Below are 21,833 nucleotides of genomic sequence, written 5' to 3' on the forward strand. Positions count from 1 at the left end.
TGGCGCTATAACGATACCCGCGATCTGCCTGACGGGGATTACACCTACCAGGTGCGGATTATCGACCAGGCGGGCAACGTCGGCTCCACCGCCTCTCAGGTGGTGACGGTGGACACCACGCCGCCAGCTACGGTAGGCACGGTAGTGAGCTATACCGACGGTGAAGGCGAGCGTCAGGGCACCTTTGGCAGCACGGTGGCCACGGACGATAACGCACCGCTGATCAACGGTACGCTCAACCGCGCCCCTGAAGACGGCGAGATCGTCCAGCTATACCGCGACGGCGTTCTGCTCGGTCAGGTGACCATGAACGGCAGCGCAAGCTGGTCCTTCCAGGATAACGGCCTGAGCGATGGCAACCACACGTACATCGTGCGTGTGACCGACAAAGCCGGTAACTACACGGAATCCGACGGCTTCGTGCTGAACGTTGATACCAGTATCCCGACCACCACGGCGGCGATTACCGCCCAGACCACGTCAGATACCACCCCAATCGTCAGCGGTACCGTCTCCGCCGACCTGGTGAATGGCGAGTATCTGGTGGTGACGGTGAACGGGAAAACCTACACCTCCCAGACGGGGGGGGCCGTGGTAGTCGACCCGGATCACAATACCTGGTACCTGCAGATCCCGGACGGCGATGCCCTGAGCGTGGCGGGCTACAGCGTGACGGCGCAGGTGAAGAGCAGCGCGGGTAACGGCAATACCACCGGTACGGCGACCGGCAGCCTGGTGATTGATACCACCACGGTGAATACCGACTGGGCAACCACGGCGGGGAACAGCAACAACTCCACCATGACCCTCGGCATGAACAGCAGCGGTCTGTGGAATATCATTGCGAACACTCAGGCTTACTCCAGTAGCGATAGCTCGACCTATGCCGGCAATACGCTGACTAACACCCGCGGCTACTACGTGGTGAGCCAGACCGCCGCCGACTTTGACCGTAACGGCACGCAGGATATCTTCGCGACCGAGAATACCTACGCCGGGTCTACTCAGGTGATGTGGACCTACGATGGCAGCACCTATAACGCCAGCCAGCTGGCGATGGGGACCACTATCTGGTACGGCGGCGTGATTGCGTACGATAAAACCGGCGATGGCTATCTGGATCTGGCGTACGGCGATGCCGGTATGGACTCACTGACCTACCTGGTGAACAACAACGGCGTCCTGTCGCCGGACGGCACCGGCGGGGAGGGCGGTTTCTACGGTCAGTTCGACTCCGGGCGTGAAATCTCCGGCGTCGACCTGAACAACGACGGTACGGTGGATATTGTCCAGCACACCAACCGCAGCGGCGCGTACTCGTTAACCGTGATCAACAACAACGGCAACGGCACGCTCTCCATCGGCCAGAACCTGACCAACGTGTTTGTGGTAAACGCCGCGAATACCACCACGGCGGCGTCCATGACGTGGGCGGATTTCAACGGCGATGGCTACATGGATCTGTACCTGGGCAGCAGCTACAACAACAACGGCGGGGTGATCTACTACAACGACGGTACCGGGAAGCTCTCGACCACCAAGAGCGCGGTGGAAGCCTCTAACGCCACGGCGGGGTATCTCTCGGTGGCGGTGGACTGGAACGGGGACGGGCAGATGGACATCATCAAGCTCAGCACCTACGGCGGTTCACAGACGGCGACGCTGTTCACCAACAACGGCTACGGTTCCAGCTGGACCGCCAGCCAGCTTAAAACTGGCCTGGCCTACGCCACCGGCGTGGCGGCAGTGGACTACAACTGGGACGGCGCGAAGGATCTGCTGGTGTCGCAGCAGAACGGCAAGGTGGTGCTGGTGCAAAACAGCGCCAAAATTGCCGACGGTACCGCGATGCACCTGCACATTGTCGACAGCGAGGGCATCAATGCCTTCTACGGCAACACGGTCAATCTGTACAACGCCGCGGGCGTGTTGGTGGCTTCGCAGATCATTAACGCCCAGTCTGGTATTGGTTCGAACGATACCTCTGCGCTGGTGAGCTTCTACGGGCTGGATCCGAATGAAACCTATTCGGCCGAGATCCTGAAGATCACCAACGGCGTGTCGGATAACGTCACCTGGAGCGGTCTGGAGGCGGGCAACGGCAAAGAGGGCTACGTTCTGACGGCCGAAGCGGCCACCGGCGGCCACAGCGGGACCCTCACCGGGACCGGGTATAACGACACCTTTATCGCAGAGGATGGCACCTATACCTACAACGGTTCCGGCGGCTGGAATACCCATTCCGACTACGACACCTGGAGCAACACCGGCGGGATGGACGTGGTGGATTACCGCAATGCGACTTCCGGCGTAACCGTTGATTTGCGTCTCTCTACCGCGCAGGACACCGGGTTCGGTACGTCACGACTGCTCAACATTGAGGGCATCAACGGCTCGAACTTCGACGACGTCATTACCGGCAACAGCGGTGATAACCAGTTCGAAGGCCGCGGCGGGAACGACACCTTCAACATCGGCAGCGGCGGTCACGATACGTTGCTCTACAAGCTGATCAACGCGTCGGACGCGACGGGCGGTAACGGTCACGACGTGGTGAACGGCTTCACAGTCGGCACCTGGGAAGGGACCGCGGACACGGATCGTATTGACCTGCGCGATCTGCTCTCCGGCAGCGGCTATACCGGCACGGGCTCGGCGAGCTATGTGAACGGCGTGGCCACGCTGGACAGCAGCGCGGGCAACATTACCGATTATGTCCGCGTGGTGCAGAACGGCAGCAATACCGAAATCCAGGTGGATCTGGACGGTACCGGCGGCCAGTTCTCACCAACCACCCTGGTGACGCTGAACGGCGTGCAGACGGACCTGGCGACGCTGCTGGCGAATCATCAGCTGTTAATTGCGTAAACCAACGCCGCGGGGAGTAATCCTCGCGGCCTTTTGGCGTTTCTTTACACGAATGGCGTTAACCCGGAGATTATGAAGACACATCCACAGTACGAACCCTGGCTGCAGGGCATGCTCATCATCGCGAAGCACTACCGGCTGGACTTTTCGGTGGAGCACGTTCGGGTCACGATTAACCATGAAAGTCAGTCTCCGCGCCAGCTGGTGCTGGAGGAGATGGCGCGCCAGCTAGGGCTGGGAATGCGCGTGGCGACGGATGCAACATCTCTCGATCCGTGGCGCCTGCCGCTGCTGGCGGAATTCACTGGCGGTCAAATCGCGGTCATTAACCGCATGGATAACGAAGGCAACGTCAGCCTGCAGTTCAGCGGCGACGGCGGGCTGGAGACGACGCTAACGCGGGACGCGCTCGGCTCACGGTTGAAAACGCTGCTGGTACTGCGCCCGCTTGAGTCCACGCCGGATGCCCGCGTGGACGACTACATCAAACCGTATGAGAAAAACTGGTTCTGGCAGCTGGCGCTGAAGGACTGGCGCCGCTACAGCGACATCATGCTGGTGGCGCTGGTCGCTAACGTGCTGGCGCTCTCCGGCATGGTCTTCTCCATGCAGGTGTACGACAGGGTGGTGCCGTCGCAGTCGGAGGCCACGCTGTGGGTACTGTTTGGCGGCGTCATGCTAGCCATCGTGTTTGAATTCATCATGCGCATGCTGCGCGTGCATATTTCGGACGTGGTGGGGAAACGCGCCGACCTGCGCATCTCAGAACGCGTCTTTGCCCACGCGCTGCGGATTAAAAACGGGGCGCGCTCCAAATCAACCGGATCGTTTATCGCCCAGATCCGCGAGCTGGAGTCGGTGCGCGAGCTCATCACCTCGACCACCATTGCGGCGATCTCCGATCTGCCGTTCTTCCTGCTGTTCGTCTTTATTCTGTGGATGATTGGCGGCCCACTGGTGCTGGTGGTCCTGCTCGCCGTGCCGCTGCTGCTCATTCCGGGCCTGCTGGTGCAGCGCCCGCTGGGGAAACTCTCCAGCGAAGGGATGCGTGAATCCGCCATTCGTAACGCGACGCTGGTGGAGGCGGTGCAGGGTATTGAAGACATCAAGCTGATGCGCGCCGAGCAGCGTTTCCAGAACCAGTGGAACAACACCAACGACGTGGCCGCCAGCGTCGGCATGAAGCAGCGCTGGCTGACGGGGCTGCTGTTGACCTGGACCCAGGAGGTGCAGTCCATCGTCTATGCGGTGGTCCTGCTGGTGGGCTGTTACCTGGTCATCAGCGGCGACATGACCACCGGTGCGCTGGTGGGAACCTCGATTCTGGCATCGCGTACCATCGCGCCGCTGTCGCAGATCTCTGGCGTGCTCTCGCGCTGGCAGTCGGCAAAAGTGGCCCGCAAGGGGCTGGATGACCTGATGCAGCGCCCGATTGACGATCCGCAGCACGGGAAGAAGGTGCATAAAGCCCACCTGCGCGGGGATTACCGGCTGGAAGACGTCGGCTTCTACTATGACGAGGAAGAGAAACTCACCGTGCTGAACATCAGCAAACTGCAGATTCGCGCCGGTGAGCGCGTGGCGGTGCTCGGGCGTAACGGCTCCGGTAAAAGCACGCTGCTGCAGCTTCTGGCGGGCATGCAGGAGCCGCAGCAGGGGAGCATTCTGCTGGACGATATTGCTCTCAATCATCTGGACCCGGCCGACCTGCGTCGCGACATGCAGCTGCTTAGCCAGCAGGCGCGGCTGTTCTTTGGCTCCGTGCGGGACAATATCCTGATGGGGAACCCACTCGCCACTGACGATGAAATTCATCAGGCGCTGGTCAATAGCGGCGCGCTGGAGTACGTGCGTAAGCAGAAAATGGGGCTGAACACCATCATCAACGAGGGCGGAACGGGCCTCTCCGGCGGACAGCGTCAGGCGCTGCTGCTGGCGCGCGCGCTGATCACTGCCCCGAATATCCTGCTGCTGGATGAGCCTACCGCCTGGCTGGACGAGATGAGCGAGAAGCAGTTTATTCAGCATCTTCACAAATGGCTGGGCAAGCGCCGGACGCTGGTGGTGGCAACGCATCGCCTGCCGATTCTGGATTTGGTCGACCGCATTATTGTACTGGAAAACGGCAAGGTGGTGATGGACGGTCCGCGCGACGCGATCCTGCATCAGCACGGGCTGGCGCCGCAAAAGGCGGCACAGCGCACCGTGACCATGAAGCCGGCGGCTGTAGCAGAGGAGGGTGCGGCATGAACGATTTCTCCCGTTATAACAGCCGTCTGAAAGAGCCGCGCCTGCCGCGATCCTCGCTGGTGGCATGGTCGCTGTTCGCCCTGCTGGCGGTGTTTATCGCATGGGCGAGCCTGTTCCAGCTGGACGAAGTCACGACCGGCAGCGGCAAGGTGATACCGTCCTCCCATGAGCAGGTGATTCAGTCCCTGGAAGGGGGGATTATCCACAGCCTGCTGGTTCGCGAAGGCGATATCGTTGAGCGCGGTCAGCAGCTGGCACAGCTTGACCGGACTAAAACCGAGTCCAGCGTGCTGGAGAGCGAGTCTCGTCTGAACGCGGCGCTGGCAACGGCTGCGCGACTGAAGGCCGAAGTTAACGACACGGAACTCGCGTTTCCCGAGGAGCTGGACGATGACGTTGAGCTGGTCAAACAGGAAACGGCGCTCTATCAGTCCCGTCGCGAGAGCCTTGAAAAAGGGCTGAACGGCTTACGTCAGGGCGCCGAGCTGGTGCAGCGCGAGCTGTCGTTAACCCGTCCGCTGGTGACCCAGGGGGCGGCCAGCAAGGTTGAGGTGTTACGTCTTGAGCGTCAAAAAAATGAGCTTGAGAATAAAATCACCGAGATGAAAAATCAGTATTACGTCCGCGCCCGCGAAGAGCTGGCGAAAGCCAACGCGGAGATTGAAGCCCAGCGTTCGGTGATGAAAGGGCGTGAGGACTCCCTGACCCGGCTGACCTTCAACGCGCCGGTGCGTGGGATTGTGAAGGATATTGACGTGACGACCGTGGGCGGCGTTATTCCCCCGAACGGCAAGCTGATGAGCCTGGTCCCGCTGGACGACCAGATGGTGGTTGAGGCGAAAATCTCGCCGCGCGATGTCGCGTTTATCCACCCCGGCCAGAAAGCGCTGGTGAAAATTACGGCCTATGACTACTCCATCTATGGCGGGCTGGAGGGCGAGGTGACCATGATTTCGCCGGACACCCTGCAGGACGAGGTGAAAAGAGATGTCTACTACTACCGCGTCTATATCCGCACCGACAGTAACCACCTGACCAATAAGCAGGGCAAAGACTTTCCGGTCTTTCCAGGGATGATTGCAACGGTAGATATTAAAACCGGCAGCAAAACCATCCTGGATTATCTGTTGAAACCGCTGAACAAGGCAAAAGAGGCGCTGCGCGAGAGATAAAGATTGGCGTTCGGGATACCGAACGCCATTTGTATTATACCGTTGACGTTACGTTGTTTGGGTGGCGTCGCTCCTTCGGCACCACGTTAATGTAATGAGTAACATAGGCGAAATATAATCCGGCATAGTTTTCGACCAGTTCGAAAAACGCCGGATACACCGACAGGCGACCGTCACCGCGATCTTTAAGATAACCTGCCTCATGCGCCGATTTGATAATCCGGTTGACGTGGATCCGGGAGACAAAGAATTCTTTAGCGAGCGTGCTGGCGGAGTATTGAATAACCGCGCCGTGGGCGGATTTGTTTTTTATGGCCTGCAGGTAAAGATACAGCATAATCATGCGGCCTCCATCCTTATCAATAAATAACCCCACTTCCGGTAAAACTTTTCTGAACGTTAATCCCCGAAAAAGATATTCTGCCGCGCGGCGGAAGAAATTATTTCTCAATGTGTCATTATCCAGCAGGTTAACATCAATATTAAACGTCGGGTAAAGAATGCTGACGGGTAAAAATGCACCGGACATATAGCGTTTGAGTTCATTCAATCCTTTTTCGGTTGGGGCAATTCTCGTTTTTCGCCGGTCTTCCGTACAGCGCCAGGTCCTGATGCGTCCCGTGGTTCTGAGTAACGTAATGATCGCAATAACGCTGTTGGGGCTGGCTATTTTATAGCGGGAACATAACTCTTTTATCTCTGAGACGGATTCGGCCTGATTGCCAAATATAAAACAACACATGGAAAGAATAATGTTAAACCGTGATTCCTGAAGCATTGTCTTGTAGAACAAGGGTTGTTTTTTGTAGATGGCGTCATTGATTGTGTAGTGCTCTAATATTGCCTCACTAAACCGCGGGTTGCTTTTTATAACATCCCTTCGATGTAGCAAGGCCCTGGATGAGATGTGATTATCCATAGCATTTTTCTCGTATTTGATGAGCCGATAGATGAAGTATCCAGCCTTCTTTTTCGGAATTTTCATTATACCTGAGAAAAAGTGGCTTGCGGTCGGTATTTTAAAAGAAATATAGAGTTATATTTATGCGTGGAAAAGGGTGATTAACGCAAAGATGTTACAGTGCATGGCGTTGATAACAGTATCTTAACCTGATGGTGTATTGTAAAATTATTATACACACCGCTGTTGGTTTACATACTCATAATAATAATGGCGCTTTCGTGCCCAGGAGCAGGTTATGACCCACCAAATTTCTCTCAGGAATGATGCGCGCAACGAGCAAAGATTTGTCATTTCAACCTGCGGCTTTACGTTTCAGGGATATCACCTGCTGCTCAAAAAGTACGGCATAGAGACTGCGCATATTCACTTTGATGGAGATGAGTTATCTGATCCTGACAAGGAAAATATCCTTATTCATCAAAACGCTCACATCGTAGTGTTCCTGGGAAAAGGTACGGTAGCTCTCCTGGAGAGCCTGACGCGACTGGCATCCGTACTCAATGCACTTCCTGTTATTCGTCGTGTTACCCTGTATGGTGATATACCGGACAGCTGGCTGTATCGAACCCTGGGTAGTCTTCTAAATAACAGTCATCAATTATCATTGATTCGCATAGCCAGCGTATCTGATGTAATAACCTGTTTCCACACCCACAATAATGGTTTTAAAGACCGCTCGCGCTTATTACGCGATTACTATCTGCACTGTTCCTCGTCAGAAAAGCTCAAATGGCTGACAAGAAGAGAGGTTGATGTTTTATTGAACTTCTATCGCGGCATGTCTATAAAAGACCTGTGCGACAAACTGAGGCTTTCTAATAAAACGGTTTACACCCATCGTAAAGAAGGTCTGCAGAAATTACATTGTATCAAGCGATGGTTGAATGAACCGCGCAATGTAAAAGTGGAAAGGCGGATTAAAAACCAAAATCAAAGAGTGGACTTCACGGATAAAGAAGCGGAAGTTTTTAATGCGCTGGTGAAAAGGGAGATATTCCCCGCCTACCAGATCATTACCGATCGTGACAAGAAAGGAGTGGGGTTTGAGATACTTATTCGCTGGAATAAGAACGGTAAAATAGTCAAGCCAGCCCGTTTTCTGAATGACATCGCTAATTATGAAGTATGGCTAAAGATTACGGCTATGGTGATCCACGCCGCCGTGTCCGGGATTAATAAATATAACGGTAAATTCTATTTTTCCGTTAATATACCGCCTCGCCTGGCGTCCGGGAACGCGCTGCCAGAGATGGCCAGGAAAGCCATCGGCATGCTGCTTAACCCCCAGTGGGCAGAAAAGCTGGTCTTTGAATTCGCGGAAGATATTGATGTAACGAAAGATAAAAGCATCCCAGAAACCATGCGGCACCTGCGTAATACGGGGTGCAAACTGTTTCTTGACGACTGCTTCTCAAGCCATCATGCCATGTTCCCCGTGAGGCAGGTGCATTTTGATGGGCTGAAACTGGATCGGGACATCGTCGATCATTTTGTGGCGAACGACAACGATTATAATTTGATTAAAGCGATACAGATTTACAGCGACATGACCGGAACAGCTTGCATTGCAGAGGGCGTTGACAGTGAGGAGAAGTTTGAAAAATTAGTCGAGCTGGGTGTGAAAAACTTTCAGGGATATTATCTCTCGCGCGCCGTGAAAGAGGAGGAATTAGACCGCATGGTGAGATTGTTCAGCTAAAAAATAAAGCCCCGAAGGGCCTTGTTTATTTGCGTCCCAGCAACAGGCCAAGCACAATACCGACCGCACCTGCGGCGATAAGACCGGTGAGCGGGTTATTTCTGACCGCTTCAGTCACGTCAGAGACAGCATCGCTGGCCTGTGCGGCATATTTTTTCGCAGCGCCTTTTACCTGATGCTTCGGTGAATCAACGAATTCACCGAACTGCTGCTGGGCTGAACCTGAAAGTTCATCAAATTTATTTTTTGCTTTGTCTTCAGCAAACTGGGTGTTTTTATCAGTACCGAAATCAGACATTTTTGCCTCCTTTTGTTGATAGTTAAAGGATAGCCTCTCTTTGAAAAGATGAGAGGCGGAACGCTAAATTTCGGAGGGAATTGGCCGGTTTTCGGATATATCTACACCAGAAGAGGGCGTTATTTTTCGTTCTCATCCTGGCCGTAATACAGCTTGCCAATGCGGATAAGCGGGCGGCCCTGCGACTTGCGGTGCAGGTTGCTGTCCCGAAGGGAATACACGCAGCCGCAATATTCCTGCTGGTAAAACTGTTCCCGCTTGCTGATCTCAATCATGCGTGATGAGCCGCCCTGTTTGCGCCAGTTGTAGTCCCAGTAGATCATCCCCGGATAGCGCGCTGCCGCACGCTGGCCGCAGTCATTGATCTGCTGCATATTCTTCCAGCGAGAGATCCCCAGCGAGCTGCTGATAACGCTGAAACCATTTTCCGCCGCGTAGAGCGCCGTACGCTCGAAGCGCATATCGAAGCACATGGTGCAGCGGACGCCGCGCTCGGGCTCCCACTCCATGCCTTTTGCACGCTCGAACCAGTTATCGGTATCGTAATCGGCATCAACAAACGGCACGCCGTGTTTTTCTGCAAAACGAATGTTTTCTTCCTTACGGATGAGGTATTCCTTTTGCGGATGGATGTTGGGGTTATAGAAGAAAATGGTGTAGTCAATGCCCGAGGCCTGAATAGCTTCCATGACTTCACCGGAGCAGGGGGCGCAGCAGGAGTGCAGCAGAAGTTTATCGGCGCCGTTTGGCAGGGTGAGCTGCGGGCGGATGAAGGGGGTTGTACTCATGTTGTTCTACAATATGTTGATGAAATTTATGGAATTGTAGCACAAGTTATTAATGTCTTCTGACTGTACTGGTGGGAATCGAGGATCCGCCTGGTCGGGATCCTCGCGCTGAGCGGTGCCGCTATTCGGCAAATTTGAGCAGCGCTTCGCCGTCAAGACGGTAGCGCACCCATTCGGACTGCGGCAGCGCGCCAATGCTGAGATAAAAATCGATGGCGGGCTGGTTCCAGTCCAGCACGCTCCATTCAAGGCGGCCACATTGCCGTTTTACCGCGAGTTGAGCGATATGTTTCAGCAGCGCTCTGCCCGCGCCTTTACCGCGGTAGTCCGGGGAAATGTACAGGTCTTCCATATAAATCCCGTTGCGTCCAAGCCAGGTCGAATAGCTGGTGAAGAACACGGCATAGCCGGCGATCCTGCCGTCAAACTCAGCGATCAACGCCTCGGTTTTACTGCCCGCACCAAAGAGGGTTTCCCGGATCTCGTCCGGCGTGGTTACGACCTCTTCGGGGGCTTTTTCATATACCGCCAGCTCATAGATCATGGCGTAAATAGCCGCTGCATCTTCGGGACGGGCCTGACGAAGGGTTATGCTCATTGTTTTTCCTGTTATTTGCACGGTTCGCGATTGATGGCGTTAAGCATACGGAGTATTGTCCGAAGAATTAAGTGCAATGAAATCAACAAATGATGAATATTATGCATCCGGCGCTGAGACGTCTTGATTTAAACCTGCTGCCCGTTTTTGACGCCATTTACCGCCACCGTTCTGTTCGCCTCGCAGCCGACGAGCTGGCGATGAGCACCTCGGCGCTGAGCCATGCGCTGTCGCGTCTGCGCACGGCCCTTAACGATCCGCTCTTTTTTCGGGAAGGGCATCGTATGTCCCCCAGCGTGTACGCCTCTCAGCTTGCGCCTTCTATTGCTTCCGCATTGTCGTTCCTTAATCAGGAGCTGACCCCGCAGCCGGAGTTTGACGCCGCCAGCAGTACCGAAAGCTTGCAAATTGGGATTACGGATTTTACCGCGCTATGTATTTTTCCCGCTCTGATGCACAAGCTGCAGACTGCTGCCCCGGGCTTGCGTTTCGAATTGCGCTATCTGCCGCACAGCCCGGCGCTGACGGAGCTGCTGGCGGGCGAGGTAGATCTGGCGCTGGGTTTCAGCACCGAGGACGATATCCGCCATCCGGAACTGGAAGAGATCGGCTGGTTTGAGGATGAGTATGTGGTTATCAGCAACGCAAGCCGGACCCGGCTAACGCTGGAGGATTATCTCGCGGCCCGACACCTGGTGGTGACGCCGTGGAATGAAAAGCAGGGCGTCCTGGACGTGCGGCTCGAGCAGCTGGGCTATACGCGGCACATTGCGATCAAAACGCCGTCGATGCTGAGCGCGCCATTTATCGTTGCGGAAAGCGACCTGCTGATGGCCATTCCTCGTTACGCCGCCGAGAAGCTGGTGGCGGCGGCGGAACTGAGGATTTTTGCCTTGCCGTTCTCTATTCCCAAATTTGAGGTGAAAATTTACTCGCATAAGCGCAGCGGCCAGCGGGGGGCGACCCGATGGCTCCAGGAGGAGCTGCAAATGCTGGCGCAAGATGGCAGGGGGATGAGTGCCGGATAAGCTCAGCGCGATTTAGATTTCACGTTAAAAGTAAGTTTACATATGTAAGATAACTCATATACCATACCCCCCTATAGTATCAGGAGGGCATATGCCGCACTCACCCGAAGATAAAAAACGTATTCTTACCCGCGTCCGCCGCATTCGCGGCCAGGTTGATGCCCTTGAACGCGCGCTGGAGTCGGGCGACCCCTGTCTGGCCATCCTGCAGCAAATTGCCGCCGTGCGCGGCGCTGCCAATGGCCTGATGGGCGAAATGGTTGAAATACATCTCAAAGACGAGCTGGTGACGGGAGACACAACGCCGGATCAGCGAGCCGTACGCATGGCGGAAGTCGGCCATTTGCTGCGCTCTTATCTAAAATAAATCCACACACCTGACAAAAAGGGAAGACATGATGAAATCTCGCGCAGCTGTTGCATTTGGCCCCGGCCAGCCGCTGAAAATCGTCGACATCGACGTCGCTCCGCCGAAAAAAGGCGAAGTGCTGATCAAAATCACCCATACCGGCGTGTGCCATACCGATGCATTTACCCTCTCCGGTGACGATCCGGAAGGCGTCTTCCCGGCTGTGCTGGGTCATGAAGGCGGCGGGATTGTGGTGGAAGTGGGCGAGGGCGTGACCAGCCTGAAGCCAGGCGATCACGTTATCCCGCTGTACACGGCGGAATGCGGAGAGTGTAAGTTCTGTAAATCCGGCAAAACTAACCTCTGCCAGGCCGTGCGCGCCACTCAGGGGAAAGGGCTGATGCCGGACGGCACCACCCGTTTCTCCTACAACGGTGAGCCAATCTATCACTACATGGGTACCAGCACCTTCAGCGAATACACCGTTTGCGCGGAGATCTCGCTGGCGAAGGTCAACCCGCAGGCGCCGCTGGATAAAGTCTGCCTGCTGGGCTGCGGCGTAACCACCGGCATTGGCGCGGTGCATAACACGGCAAAAGTCAAAGAGGGCGACACCGTGGCGGTGTTCGGTCTCGGCGGCATTGGTCTGGCAGTGATTCAGGGCGCGGTGCAGGCGAAGGCCGGGCGTATCATCGCGGTCGATACCAACCCGGAAAAATTCAAGCTGGCGGGTGAAATGGGCGCGACCGATTTCGTGAACCCGAAAGATCACGAGAAACCGATTCAGGACGTCATCGTTGAGATGACCGACGGCGGCGTGGACTTCAGCTTCGAGTGTATCGGCAACGTCAACGTTATGCGTTCTGCGCTGGAATGCTGCCACAAGGGCTGGGGTGAGAGCATCATCATCGGCGTGGCCGGGGCAGGACAGGAGATCAAAACCCGTCCATTCCAGCTGGTGACCGGACGCGTCTGGCGCGGCTCCGCCTTTGGCGGCGTGAAGGGGCGTACCCAGCTTCCCGGCATGGTGGAAGACGCGATGGTCGGTAAAATTCAGCTCGACCCGTTCATCACCCACCGTTTGCCGCTGGAGCAGATCAACGAGGCGTTCGATCTGATGCACGAAGGAAAATCCATCCGCACCGTCATTCATTTCGGCGACAAGTAACTCTTCTGCCAGCGGTTTTTAGCCGCTGGCATTTCTTTAATAATCTTCTCTAAAGTGTGACCAGTGCGGCGTTTTTAGCCGTAATCTAAATCTCTGCCGTGCCGATGACTATCTAACAGGCGTGTTTTTGCGCATCTTACCTATAAGAGAGTCGACGGTCATGGACAACACTTCTTCGATGCAGGCGCAGCGCAAGCTGAGCTTCCTGCATCACATCAGGCTGGTTCCGCTGTTTTCCTCCATTCTCGGTGGCATTATTCTGCTGTTTGCCTTGAGTTCGGGTCTGGCGGGGTATTTCCTGCTACAGGCCGACAACGATCAGCAGGACGTTACGTCCGAAATTCAGGTGCGTATGGGGCTATCGAACAGCTCAAACCATCTGCGCACCGCGCGTATCAATATGATCCACGCCGGCGCGGCAAGCCGTATCGCAGAGATGGAGGCCATGAAGCAGAACATCCGTGAGGCGGAAACGCGCATTAAGCAGTCCCAGGATAGCTTTACCGCCTATATGCATCGTTCCGTGCGCAGCGCTGCGGACGAAGCGCTGGATGCAGACCTGAAGGCACGCTACGACGCCTATATCGCGGGCCTCCAGCCGATGGTCAAATTTGCCAAAAACGGCATGTTCGAGGCGATCATCAACCACGAAAATGAGACCGCGCGCCCGCTGGACGACGCTTACAACGCCGTTCTGCTGAAGGCGATTAAGATCCGGACCGACCGCGCCAATGCGTTGACGGCGCAGGCGCACAGCCGCACGCAGCTGGGTCTGATGTTTATGGTGGGCGCGTTTGCGCTGGCGCTGGCGCTGACCGCGATGACCTTCGTCGTGCTGCGCCGCACGGTCATTAATCCGCTCCAGCGTGCAGCGAAACGTATCGAGAATATCGCCAAAGGCGACCTGACGATGCCGGACGACGTGGCCGGACGCAGCGAAATTGGCCGCCTGACGCGCGATCTGCAAACCATGCAGCACTCCCTTGAAACAACGGTCGGCACCGTCCGTCAGGGAGCGGAGGAGATCTACCGGGGTACCAGCGAGATCTCTGCCGGTAACACCGATCTCTCATCACGCACCGAGCAGCAGGCCGCGGCGATTGAGCAGACTGCCGCCAGCATGGAGCAGCTGACCGCGACGGTGAAGCAGAACGCCGATAACGCCCATCATGCCAGCAAGCTGGCGGAAGATGCCTCCGGGAAAGCCAGCCGCGGCGGCCAGATGGTCTCCGGTGTGGTGAAAACTATGGGCAATATCTCAAGCAGTTCGAAGAAAATCTCTGAGATTACCGCGGTGATCAACAGCATCGCCTTCCAGACCAATATCCTGGCGCTTAACGCGGCGGTAGAAGCGGCGCGGGCGGGCGAGCAGGGACGCGGGTTCGCCGTGGTGGCCAGTGAAGTTCGTACCCTTGCAAGCCGCAGCGCCAACGCCGCAAAAGAGATCGAAAGCCTGATCAACGAATCGGTCTCGCTGATAGACCAGGGTTCCGGTGAAGTCGTTGCCGCAGGCAATACCATGAATGAGATCGTCGAGGCGGTGAAGCGCGTCACCGACATTATGCTGGAGATTGCCGCCGCGTCTGACGAGCAGAGCCGCGGTATCGTGCAGGTCAGCCAGGCTATTTCGGAGATGGATAAAGTGACTCAGCAGAACGCCTCGCTGGTGGAAGAGGCCTCCGCGGCGGCCGCGTCGCTGGAAGAACAGGGCGCGCGTCTGACAGAGGCGGTCGGGGCGTTTCGTCTGAGCGGCAAGGCTCAGGGGCGTACTCAACAGCAGAACTCTGCGGCAGTAAAACCTGCTGCATTACGTCCGGCGGTAGCGCATAACGGTGATAACTGGGAAACGTTCTGACTCGCCGGCCGTGTCGGGTGGCGCTTCGTTTACCCGGCCGACAAAAAAGGGACCTTTCGGTCCCTTTTTTCATCCGTTACTGCTTATCGGGTAACGCGTACGCGATAACGTAATCACCGCGATCCGGCGACTGGCGAGCGCCCCCGGCGTTAATGACGATGTACTGCTTACCGGTTTTCGGCGAGACGTAGGTCATCGGGCCGGACTGGCTGCCGACCGGCAGGCGGTCCTTCCAGATCTCTTTCCCGGTGGCGGTATCAAACGCGCGCAGGTAGAAATCCTGGGTGCCGGCGAAGAACAGCAGGCCGGACTGGGTTGACAGCGACGCGCCCAGCGTTGGCATCCCGATTGGGATTGGCATGTGCATGCGAATGCCCAGCGGGCCGGTATCTTCCACGGTACCAACCGGTACCTGCCACACCAGCTTGCCGGTTTTCAGGTCAACGGCCGACATGGTTCCGAACGGCGGCTTCTGGCACGGAATGCCCAGCGGCGACAGGAAGCGTTCGCGCATTGCGCCGAACGGCGTGCCGTCCATCGGGACAATCCCCATCTCAATGCCGCTGGCGTTTTTCGCCACGTTCGCGCGCGGCACCATGTAGTTTGCCAGCCCCAGACGCATATCGTTGACGAACATCAGGCTGTTGTTCGGGTCAACGGAGACGCTGCCCCAGTTCATCCCGCCGAGCGAGCCGGGGAACTGCAGGGAACGGTCGAGACCCGGCGGGGTGAAGACGCCCTGATGACGCATTTCTTTAAACTGAATGCGGCACAGAAGCAGGTCGACAGGCGTCGCCCCCCACATGTCGGACTCGGTTAACGTCTGGTTGCCAATCATCGGCATGCCCACGGAGTACGGCTGGGTCGGGGAGTAGCGTTCACCTTCAACGTTACCCGCCGGAACTGGACGTTCCTCCACCTTCGCCACCGGCTTGCCGGTTTCACGGTTGAGCATAAAGATCATGCCCTGCTTGCTGGTCTGCACCAGTACAGGCGTGGTGCCGCCTTTGCCGTCCGGCAGGTCGTACAGCAGCGGCTGGGAAGGCAGGTCGAAGTCCCACAGGTCGTGGTGGGTGGTCTGGAAATGCCAGCGCACCTGTCCGGTGGCAGCGTCAACGGCGACGATGGAGGAGCTGTATTTATCGTCCAGCGCGGTACGCTCGCCTGCCCAGAAGTCTGGCGTGGCGTTGCCGGTTGGCAGGTAGATCAGGTTCAGCTTAGCGTCGTAAGACATTGCAGACCAGACGTTCGGCGTGCCGCGCGTGTAGGTCTGGCCTTCCGGCGGCAGGCCGGTCAGGTTCGGATTACCCGGATCCCACGCCCAGGCGAGCTTACCGGTGTGAACGTCGTAGGCGCGCACCACGCCCGGCGGCTCCCCGGTGGAGAAGTTATCCGCGACGCGACCGCCGACGACAACGACGTTTCCGGCCACCAGCGGCGTGGAGGTCTGCTGATAATAGCCCGGCTTGATTTCGCCCATGCCAACGCTCAGGTCAACGGTGCCATGGTCGCCAAAGTCGTCGCAGAGCTTGCCATTATCCGCGTTGATGGCAATCAGACGGGCATCGGTGGTAGGCAGGAACAGGCGGCGAGGGCATGCCGCTGGAGACGTCCCGGTCTGTGACGCTGTCACGTTTGCATGATCTTCAAAGTAGCCCAGACCACGGCAACGCTGCCAGTTCGGCGCGGTGGCTTTCGAATCATAACGCCATTTTTCTTTACCTGAATCCACATCCAGCGCCAGCACTTTACTGTACGGGGTACAGACAAAGAGCGTGTCGCCAATTTGCAGCGGCGTGTTCTGATCTTCCGCGCCGGAGCCGTTGCTCTGCGGAATATCCCCGGTGTGCGCCACCCAGGCGACTTTCAGATCGCTGATGTTTTGCTTGTTAATCTGGTCCAGCGCGGCGAAGCGGTCGCCGTGGGTGGTGTTGCCCCAGTGTTCCCAGTTTTTCTGCTGTTCGCCGGGAGCAACGGGTTTCACCGGAACGAGCTCGTTCGCCGCCACGAGGGTTTGCGGCTTAAACATCCAGCCGAGGCTGACCAGCATCGCCAGTGCGAGAACCGCCGCAACGCCATAAGCCGGGGCTTTATTCGCTGCGCCGCGGTTTGCCGCGCGCAGGAAAGGCCAGACGATGGCGCAGAGGAAGGCCAGTACGGCGAAGGTGAACAGGCGCGAGAATAGCGGCCAGAAATCCCAGCCCGCATCGCTTACCGCCCAGAACAGCGAGGCAATAAACGCGATGCCGTAAAGCACGATCCCGCTGCTGCGATTGAGGAAAATCAGTAGCGCGGCAATGACCATCACCACGCCCATTATCACGAAGTAAAAACTTCCGCCTACGGCGGCGAGCTTGAAGCCCAACCCGCCGACCGCCAGACCGATGAGCAACATCAGTCCGGCAAGGAGCCACTGCAAAATACGAGGTATCCCGCGCGGCGCGCTGCCAAATGCCATTTCTGTCTCCTTTGAATCTCTCCGCATTGCCGGGTATGTACCATATGGATAATAAAGGCGGGGAGAGTAATGATTAAAACGAGTGAATTCTTTTTTATATAACGATTAACGAACCAAATGGTGAATCCGTCGTTATGATAAAACTGTTAATTTGTTTTACGCAATTGTTAATGGATCATTCCGCATTATTTGATTAACGCACAGCCCAGTTCCCTCTCCCACAGGGAGAGGGAACTGGGTGAGGGGTGAAGGGAATCAGACAGGCATAGATTTACGGATAGCGCTCAGCAGCGTTTGTGCGCCCGTGGAAAGGGGAGTATCTACCCGGGTCAAAATACCGATGGGTTCACCCGCACCCGGGGAGGCGATCGGCAGGGCGGTCAGCGTGCCCTTACGCAAATCATCTTTTACCGCACCGGAGGGGACGAACCAGACGTAGTCATAATCCAGGGTAAGCTGGCGCGAAAGAGAAGCCGAAAGCGTTTCGATGCACCCTGAGGGTAGCGTACACCCCTGCATCTGCAGCAAGGTTTCGGCGGCCTGGCGCGGGACGGTCCCTTTCGGGCAAACCACCACCGGCCACTCCATCACCCGGCTTAACGTCACCGTGTCCTGCAGCAGGGGATGATCGGGTCGAACCACCAGCTTCAGGGATTCCAGGAACAGCAGTTCATAATTGAGACCGCCCATCAGCTCGGGGTCGGACATTCGACCGATACCGAGATCAAGCTCACCCGATTTCAGCCCCGCGAGCAGCATGGTGTTATTCATGGTGGCAACCTGAATAGTGGTATTTCGCTGCTGCTTATGGAACTGACCAATAACGGGCGGTAGGATCCCCAGCGCCGCGGTTGGCAGGGCGCCGACGCGCACCACCTCGCTGGTCTGCTCTTCTTTTCGGTGCAGGGACTGGCCTGCGGTGTTGAGCGCATCCAGCACCTTCACGGCGTGCGTCAGGAACTGTTCGCCCACCAGAGTCAGCTGTGCCCCCAGCCGACCGCGGTCAAATAGACGGGCGCCGGTCAGCTGTTCTAGCTCGTTAAGGGTTTTCGAGAGCGCGGGCTGGCTCAGGTTAAGAGTTTCAGCCGCGCGCCCCAGCGTTCCCTGTTGAGCGACGGCCACAAATGTATGCAAATGGCGCAAGCGTATGCGCTGACTGAACAGACCATTTTTTTCCATAGGCGATGTTAAAAACAGAGCGATGCGGGTGACAAGTTAAGTTGTTTAATTTTGATAACTTGATAGCAAAATATTTTTAACATTTGATCTGTTTGAGTTACAACATGTTTTTCAGGCGAGGTGGGTGATGAACGTCCTTGTTCATTTATTGCTCACTGCGGAGGGATAAGCTGCAAACCGGTTTAGATCACGCCGTCGCCGCCGTCAGAGCACCATACCTGACCGGAGGTAAAGGAACACTCATCCGAGGCCAGTGTGACGTACAGCGGGGCAATCTCGACGGGCTGTCCCGGACGACCCAGCGGGGTATCCCCCCCGAACTCCTTCACTTTCTCCATCGGCTGGCCGCCGCTGGACTGGAGTACCGTCCAGTACGGGCCGGGGGCGACCGCGTTGACGCGAATGCCTTTCGGACCCAGCTGTTTGGCTAAGGATTTAGTAAACACCGCCAGACAGGCCTTCGTCTGAGCATAGTCCAGCAGTACGGGGCTGGGCTTCACCGCCTGAACGGAGGAAGTGTTAATGATCACGGACGACGCTTTCAGGTGGCGCAGGGCGGCCTTGGTGATCCAGAAGGGGGCGTAAACGTTGGTTTTAAACGTCGCGTCAAAATCTTCAGTGGTCAGCTCTTCAAGGGATTCCCGGAACTGCTGGCGGCCTGCGTTGTTGACCAGAATATCCAGCCCGCCCAGCTTCGAAACGGCTTCTTCGACCAGATTCTGGCAAAAGGTCTCGTCCCGGACGTCTCCGGGCAGCGCGATGGCCTTGCGGCCTTCCGCTTTGATCAGGTCGATGACCTCGGCGGCATCTTTCTCTTCTTCAGGCAGATAGTTGATGGCGACGTCTGCCCCTTCACGGGCGTAGGCGATAGCCACTGCGCGTCCAATCCCGGAGTCACCACCGGTGATCAGCGCTTTTTTGCCGGCAAGGCGGCCATGCCCTTTATAGCTTGTTTCACCGTGGTCGGGTACAGGCTGCATTTCAGACGCCAGTCCCGGCGGCGTTTGCGGCTGTTCCGGGAACGGGGGTTTCGGGTAAGCGTTCGTACGTTGTGTAGTATCACTCATAGCTGACTCCTTAAGCCAAGGGGTGAGATTTGATGGATAGTTGCAGCGTTAACGCTTCGCTGAATTATTTCTGCAAACGATCAACACGAACGACGGCAGGCGATGATTTTTTATCAAGCGAACCGTTGATACTGATCATCTGATCGGGTTTTACCGTTCTGCCGTCGAAGACTGCCTGGGGAATAATAACGTCGATTTTTCCGGTTTTATCCTGGAATACAAACTTATCGCCGCTACCGTCAATAAGATTACCGCGCAATGAAATTGTCGCGCCATCGTGCAATTGTTTTGCCTGATCGATGGTCATAATACGCGCGTCATCGGTTCCACGATATCCGCTGTCCAGCGCGTGGGGCGGTGGCGGTGCTTCACCTTTTTGTAACCCGCCGTTATTATCTGCCCATGCAACTGGAACCAGAAATATCAAAAAAGCGGAAATAAGTGATAATTTCATCTGATATCCTTCATTTTTGAGTGTCTTGACATATTAAGTATTGTTGCTATTCCTTTATGTGGCAAATGTGATAAGTCTTAAAAACATTTTCTTTGGAAATCAAAACTATCTTGAAATAAGCGAAACGGTGACAACGACTATGAAGCATGAAAATGAAAAGTTACCCGGGATAGATGAGAGTTATCGCTTGTTGAGGTTTGAATATTCATTTCGCCAGGTGGGTTTTGTGGTCCTTCTGGCTATTATCATCGCAGCGGTTGCTGGTCTGTTTTCCAGCGGAGTGGTGAGCGATACGGCCAAAACCAATTCCGCTAACTCCTTGAGCATAAACTATGAACGCTTCGGCCGGCGGGAGACGGAGTCAAGAATGCAGGTCACCTTCCCGGTGAAGACGGAGGGCAGCTATACCCTCAGCCTGACCACCGACAGCAGCGACGTGTACGAGCCCGGCAGCGTCTGGCCGCAGCCAGACAAAATGTATAGCCACGGCAAAACCCTCTATTTGGTCTATGACGACCTGCAAAAATCAGACAACTTCTCTGTTTTATACTTCACGACACCTTCCAGAGCCGGTAAATGGAACACCGTCATCCGCGTCAACAACGAGCCGGAGATTAACCTCTGGCAATTTATTTACCCCTAGGAGGCTGATATGGATATGGTCTTTCGCGCGCTGGCGATTTATCTGTTTCTCGTGGTGGTATTTAAAGTGGCAGGGCGACGGGCGCTGCTGCAGATGACCAGCTTTGATCTCATCCTCCTCTTAATTATTAGTGAGGCGACGCAGCAGGCGCTTTTGGGGCAGGATTTCTCCGTTACCGGTGCAATGATTACCATTACCACGCTGGTGGTCGTTGACATTATATTTGGCCTGATGAAGAAATATTTTTCCCCGGTGGAGAATATTCTTGATGGGACCCCTGTGATTCTGGTTGAGAATGGCGTTCCATTAGCGGATAAGCTAAAAAAAGTCGACGTATCTTGTGATGATATTCTGGTTTCAGCGCGTCAAAATAATGGCATTACAGAACTTAGCGAAATTAAATATGCCATACTTGAGCGCAATGGACATATTTCAATCATTCCTGTTGAAAAATAAGAGGCGGCAAGATGAGCAATCTTTTACACGACAGTCATTATACCGAGAGTGAACTCACCAAAAAGCTGGCGAGTAAATTAACCGATGCCGGGCTGCGCTTAACCACCGCGGAATCCTGCACGGGAGGAAAGCTCTCGGTGGCGCTGTGTGCAGAGGAAAACACGGCCGATTTTTATGACGTCGGGCTGGTTGTGTTCAGCGATGAAGCCAAATCGCGGATCCTCGGCGTGCGTCAGGAGACGCTGGCGCGCTATACCGCCGTCAGTGAACAGACGGTGACCGAGATGGCCGCCAGCATCCGCGACATTGCCCAGGCGGATATCAGCATCGCCATCAGCGGCTACGCGGGCCCGGAAGGAGGCGATGACGGCACGGCGGCGGGAACGGTCTGCTTTGCCTGGAATATCTGCGGTGAGACGAAAACCCGCACCGTCCTTTTCTCCGGCGACTGCCAGGATGTGGTGGAAAAAGCGGTGCAATTTTCGCTCGCTGAACTGGTGACAACATTGTCGGACGGCAATAACGGCTAAATTCACGCG

Annotated in this window: 19 protein-coding genes; 11 read left to right on the forward strand and 8 right to left on the reverse strand. The window is 56.0% G+C overall.

Annotated elements, in window-relative coordinates:
• The 3 genes from IM313_RS10110 to IM313_RS10120 form a co-directional block, all read left to right on the forward strand.
• The coding region (locus IM313_RS10110; RefSeq protein WP_193056095.1) for an FG-GAP-like repeat-containing protein at positions 1–2,868 on the forward strand (2,868 nt) is incomplete at its 5' end.
• A gap of 72 nt (positions 2,869–2,940) precedes the next feature.
• A complete protein-coding gene (locus IM313_RS10115; protein ID WP_047368514.1) occupies positions 2,941–5,118 on the forward strand; it encodes a type I secretion system permease/ATPase in 2,178 nt (725 codons plus the stop codon).
• Positions 5,115–6,290 (forward strand): HlyD family type I secretion periplasmic adaptor subunit, encoded by a 1,176-nt coding sequence (locus IM313_RS10120; RefSeq protein WP_192971043.1) that lies wholly within the window; start codon positions 5,115–5,117, stop codon positions 6,288–6,290. The genes IM313_RS10115 and IM313_RS10120 overlap by 4 nt, the downstream gene beginning before the upstream one ends.
• 34 nt (positions 6,291–6,324) lie before the next feature.
• On the opposite strand, the gene IM313_RS10125 is transcribed toward IM313_RS10120, so the two are convergent.
• Positions 6,325–7,209: a hypothetical protein gene (locus tag IM313_RS10125; protein WP_028013087.1), complete on the reverse strand. Its 885-nt coding sequence runs from the start codon at positions 7,207–7,209 to the stop codon at positions 6,325–6,327.
• Positions 7,210–7,489: 280 nt separating this feature from the next.
• On the opposite strand from IM313_RS10125, the gene IM313_RS10130 reads away from it, so the two are divergent.
• Positions 7,490–8,953, forward strand: coding sequence for an EAL domain-containing protein (locus tag IM313_RS10130; RefSeq protein ID WP_192986883.1), 1,464 nt, complete (start codon positions 7,490–7,492; stop codon positions 8,951–8,953).
• A 25-nt stretch (positions 8,954–8,978) separates the two neighbouring features.
• Here IM313_RS10130 and IM313_RS10135 read toward each other — a convergent pair whose 3' ends face one another.
• The 3 genes from IM313_RS10135 to IM313_RS10145 form a co-directional block, all read right to left on the reverse strand.
• Positions 8,979–9,251, reverse strand: coding sequence for a YqjD family protein (locus IM313_RS10135; protein ID WP_028013089.1), 273 nt, complete (start codon positions 9,249–9,251; stop codon positions 8,979–8,981).
• Between the two features lie 119 nt (positions 9,252–9,370).
• Complete coding sequence (locus IM313_RS10140; protein WP_192971045.1) at positions 9,371–10,039, reverse strand: epoxyqueuosine reductase QueH; 669 nt, start codon at positions 10,037–10,039, stop codon at positions 9,371–9,373.
• Positions 10,040–10,160: 121 nt separating this feature from the next.
• Positions 10,161–10,637 (reverse strand): GNAT family N-acetyltransferase, encoded by a 477-nt coding sequence (locus IM313_RS10145; protein ID WP_045260478.1) that lies wholly within the window; start codon positions 10,635–10,637, stop codon positions 10,161–10,163.
• 89 nt (positions 10,638–10,726) lie between these two features.
• Here IM313_RS10145 and IM313_RS10150 point away from each other — a divergent pair, with 89 nt between their 5' ends.
• From IM313_RS10150 to IM313_RS10165, 4 genes are all read left to right on the forward strand, one after another.
• On the forward strand, positions 10,727–11,665 hold the full coding sequence (locus tag IM313_RS10150; protein WP_192971046.1) for a LysR family transcriptional regulator: 939 nt from the start codon (positions 10,727–10,729) through the stop codon (positions 11,663–11,665).
• 91 nt (positions 11,666–11,756) lie between these two features.
• Positions 11,757–12,032, forward strand: a complete 276-nt coding sequence (locus tag IM313_RS10155; protein ID WP_028013093.1) for a metal/formaldehyde-sensitive transcriptional repressor — start codon at positions 11,757–11,759, stop codon at positions 12,030–12,032.
• Between the two features lie 31 nt (positions 12,033–12,063).
• Complete coding sequence (locus IM313_RS10160) at positions 12,064–13,182, forward strand: S-(hydroxymethyl)glutathione dehydrogenase/class III alcohol dehydrogenase (protein ID WP_041910069.1); 1,119 nt, start codon at positions 12,064–12,066, stop codon at positions 13,180–13,182.
• 160 nt (positions 13,183–13,342) lie between these two features.
• Positions 13,343–15,037 (forward strand): methyl-accepting chemotaxis protein, encoded by a 1,695-nt coding sequence (locus IM313_RS10165; RefSeq protein WP_192971047.1) that lies wholly within the window; start codon positions 13,343–13,345, stop codon positions 15,035–15,037.
• 76 nt (positions 15,038–15,113) lie between these two features.
• On the opposite strand, the gene IM313_RS10170 is transcribed toward IM313_RS10165, so the two are convergent.
• The 4 genes from IM313_RS10170 to IM313_RS10185 all read right to left on the reverse strand — a co-directional run bounded on the left by IM313_RS10170 (position 15,114) and on the right by IM313_RS10185 (position 20,195).
• The gene (locus tag IM313_RS10170; protein ID WP_192971048.1) at positions 15,114–17,495 is read right to left on the reverse strand and encodes a glucose/quinate/shikimate family membrane-bound PQQ-dependent dehydrogenase; all 2,382 of its coding nucleotides are present in this window, start codon (positions 17,493–17,495) and stop codon (positions 15,114–15,116) included.
• A gap of 255 nt (positions 17,496–17,750) precedes the next feature.
• Positions 17,751–18,674, reverse strand: a complete 924-nt coding sequence (locus IM313_RS10175) for a LysR substrate-binding domain-containing protein (protein ID WP_192971049.1) — start codon at positions 18,672–18,674, stop codon at positions 17,751–17,753.
• A gap of 182 nt (positions 18,675–18,856) precedes the next feature.
• Complete coding sequence (locus IM313_RS10180) at positions 18,857–19,741, reverse strand: SDR family oxidoreductase (protein ID WP_028013098.1); 885 nt, start codon at positions 19,739–19,741, stop codon at positions 18,857–18,859.
• A gap of 64 nt (positions 19,742–19,805) precedes the next feature.
• Positions 19,806–20,195, reverse strand: a complete 390-nt coding sequence (locus IM313_RS10185) for a YdeI family stress tolerance OB fold protein (protein ID WP_045630393.1) — start codon at positions 20,193–20,195, stop codon at positions 19,806–19,808.
• A 139-nt stretch (positions 20,196–20,334) separates the two neighbouring features.
• Here IM313_RS10185 and IM313_RS10190 point away from each other — a divergent pair, with 139 nt between their 5' ends.
• Genes IM313_RS10190 through IM313_RS10200 form a run of 3 tightly spaced genes read left to right on the forward strand, consistent with a single transcriptional unit; the run spans position 20,335 to position 21,824 of the window.
• Positions 20,335–20,838: a hypothetical protein gene (locus tag IM313_RS10190; protein WP_048959564.1), complete on the forward strand. Its 504-nt coding sequence runs from the start codon at positions 20,335–20,337 to the stop codon at positions 20,836–20,838.
• A 9-nt stretch (positions 20,839–20,847) separates the two neighbouring features.
• Positions 20,848–21,294, forward strand: coding sequence for a DUF421 domain-containing protein (locus IM313_RS10195; RefSeq protein WP_028013100.1), 447 nt, complete (start codon positions 20,848–20,850; stop codon positions 21,292–21,294).
• 11 nt (positions 21,295–21,305) lie between these two features.
• Complete coding sequence (locus IM313_RS10200; RefSeq protein WP_192971050.1) at positions 21,306–21,824, forward strand: 2-oxo-tetronate isomerase; 519 nt, start codon at positions 21,306–21,308, stop codon at positions 21,822–21,824.
• Positions 21,825–21,833 lie beyond the last annotated feature (9 nt).

Source organism: Enterobacter cloacae complex sp. P2B (assembly GCF_014895985.1).
In the GTDB taxonomy this organism is placed as follows: Bacteria; Pseudomonadota; Gammaproteobacteria; order Enterobacterales; family Enterobacteriaceae; genus Enterobacter; species Enterobacter bugandensis.

Bases quoted from the DNA above. Each gene is read 5' to 3' on its own strand.
- IM313_RS10115 (WP_047368514.1), top strand. From the start codon at position 2,941: ATGAAGACACATCCACAGTACGAACCCTGGCTGCAGGGCATGCTCATC.
- IM313_RS10120 (WP_192971043.1), top strand. From the start codon at position 5,115: ATGAACGATTTCTCCCGTTATAACAGCCGTCTGAAAGAGCCGCGCCTG.
- IM313_RS10125 (WP_028013087.1), bottom strand. From the start codon at position 7,209: ATGGATAATCACATCTCATCCAGGGCCTTGCTACATCGAAGGGATGTT.
- IM313_RS10130 (WP_192986883.1), top strand. From the start codon at position 7,490: ATGACCCACCAAATTTCTCTCAGGAATGATGCGCGCAACGAGCAAAGA.
- IM313_RS10135 (WP_028013089.1), bottom strand. From the start codon at position 9,251: ATGTCTGATTTCGGTACTGATAAAAACACCCAGTTTGCTGAAGACAAA.
- IM313_RS10140 (WP_192971045.1), bottom strand. From the start codon at position 10,039: ATGAGTACAACCCCCTTCATCCGCCCGCAGCTCACCCTGCCAAACGGC.
- IM313_RS10145 (WP_045260478.1), bottom strand. From the start codon at position 10,637: ATGAGCATAACCCTTCGTCAGGCCCGTCCCGAAGATGCAGCGGCTATT.
- IM313_RS10150 (WP_192971046.1), top strand. From the start codon at position 10,727: ATGATGAATATTATGCATCCGGCGCTGAGACGTCTTGATTTAAACCTG.
- IM313_RS10155 (WP_028013093.1), top strand. From the start codon at position 11,757: ATGCCGCACTCACCCGAAGATAAAAAACGTATTCTTACCCGCGTCCGC.
- IM313_RS10160 (WP_041910069.1), top strand. From the start codon at position 12,064: ATGAAATCTCGCGCAGCTGTTGCATTTGGCCCCGGCCAGCCGCTGAAA.
- IM313_RS10165 (WP_192971047.1), top strand. From the start codon at position 13,343: ATGGACAACACTTCTTCGATGCAGGCGCAGCGCAAGCTGAGCTTCCTG.
- IM313_RS10170 (WP_192971048.1), bottom strand. From the start codon at position 17,495: ATGGCATTTGGCAGCGCGCCGCGCGGGATACCTCGTATTTTGCAGTGG.
- IM313_RS10175 (WP_192971049.1), bottom strand. From the start codon at position 18,674: ATGGAAAAAAATGGTCTGTTCAGTCAGCGCATACGCTTGCGCCATTTG.
- IM313_RS10180 (WP_028013098.1), bottom strand. From the start codon at position 19,741: ATGAGTGATACTACACAACGTACGAACGCTTACCCGAAACCCCCGTTC.
- IM313_RS10185 (WP_045630393.1), bottom strand. From the start codon at position 20,195: ATGAAATTATCACTTATTTCCGCTTTTTTGATATTTCTGGTTCCAGTT.
- IM313_RS10190 (WP_048959564.1), top strand. From the start codon at position 20,335: ATGAAGCATGAAAATGAAAAGTTACCCGGGATAGATGAGAGTTATCGC.
- IM313_RS10195 (WP_028013100.1), top strand. From the start codon at position 20,848: ATGGATATGGTCTTTCGCGCGCTGGCGATTTATCTGTTTCTCGTGGTG.
- IM313_RS10200 (WP_192971050.1), top strand. From the start codon at position 21,306: ATGAGCAATCTTTTACACGACAGTCATTATACCGAGAGTGAACTCACC.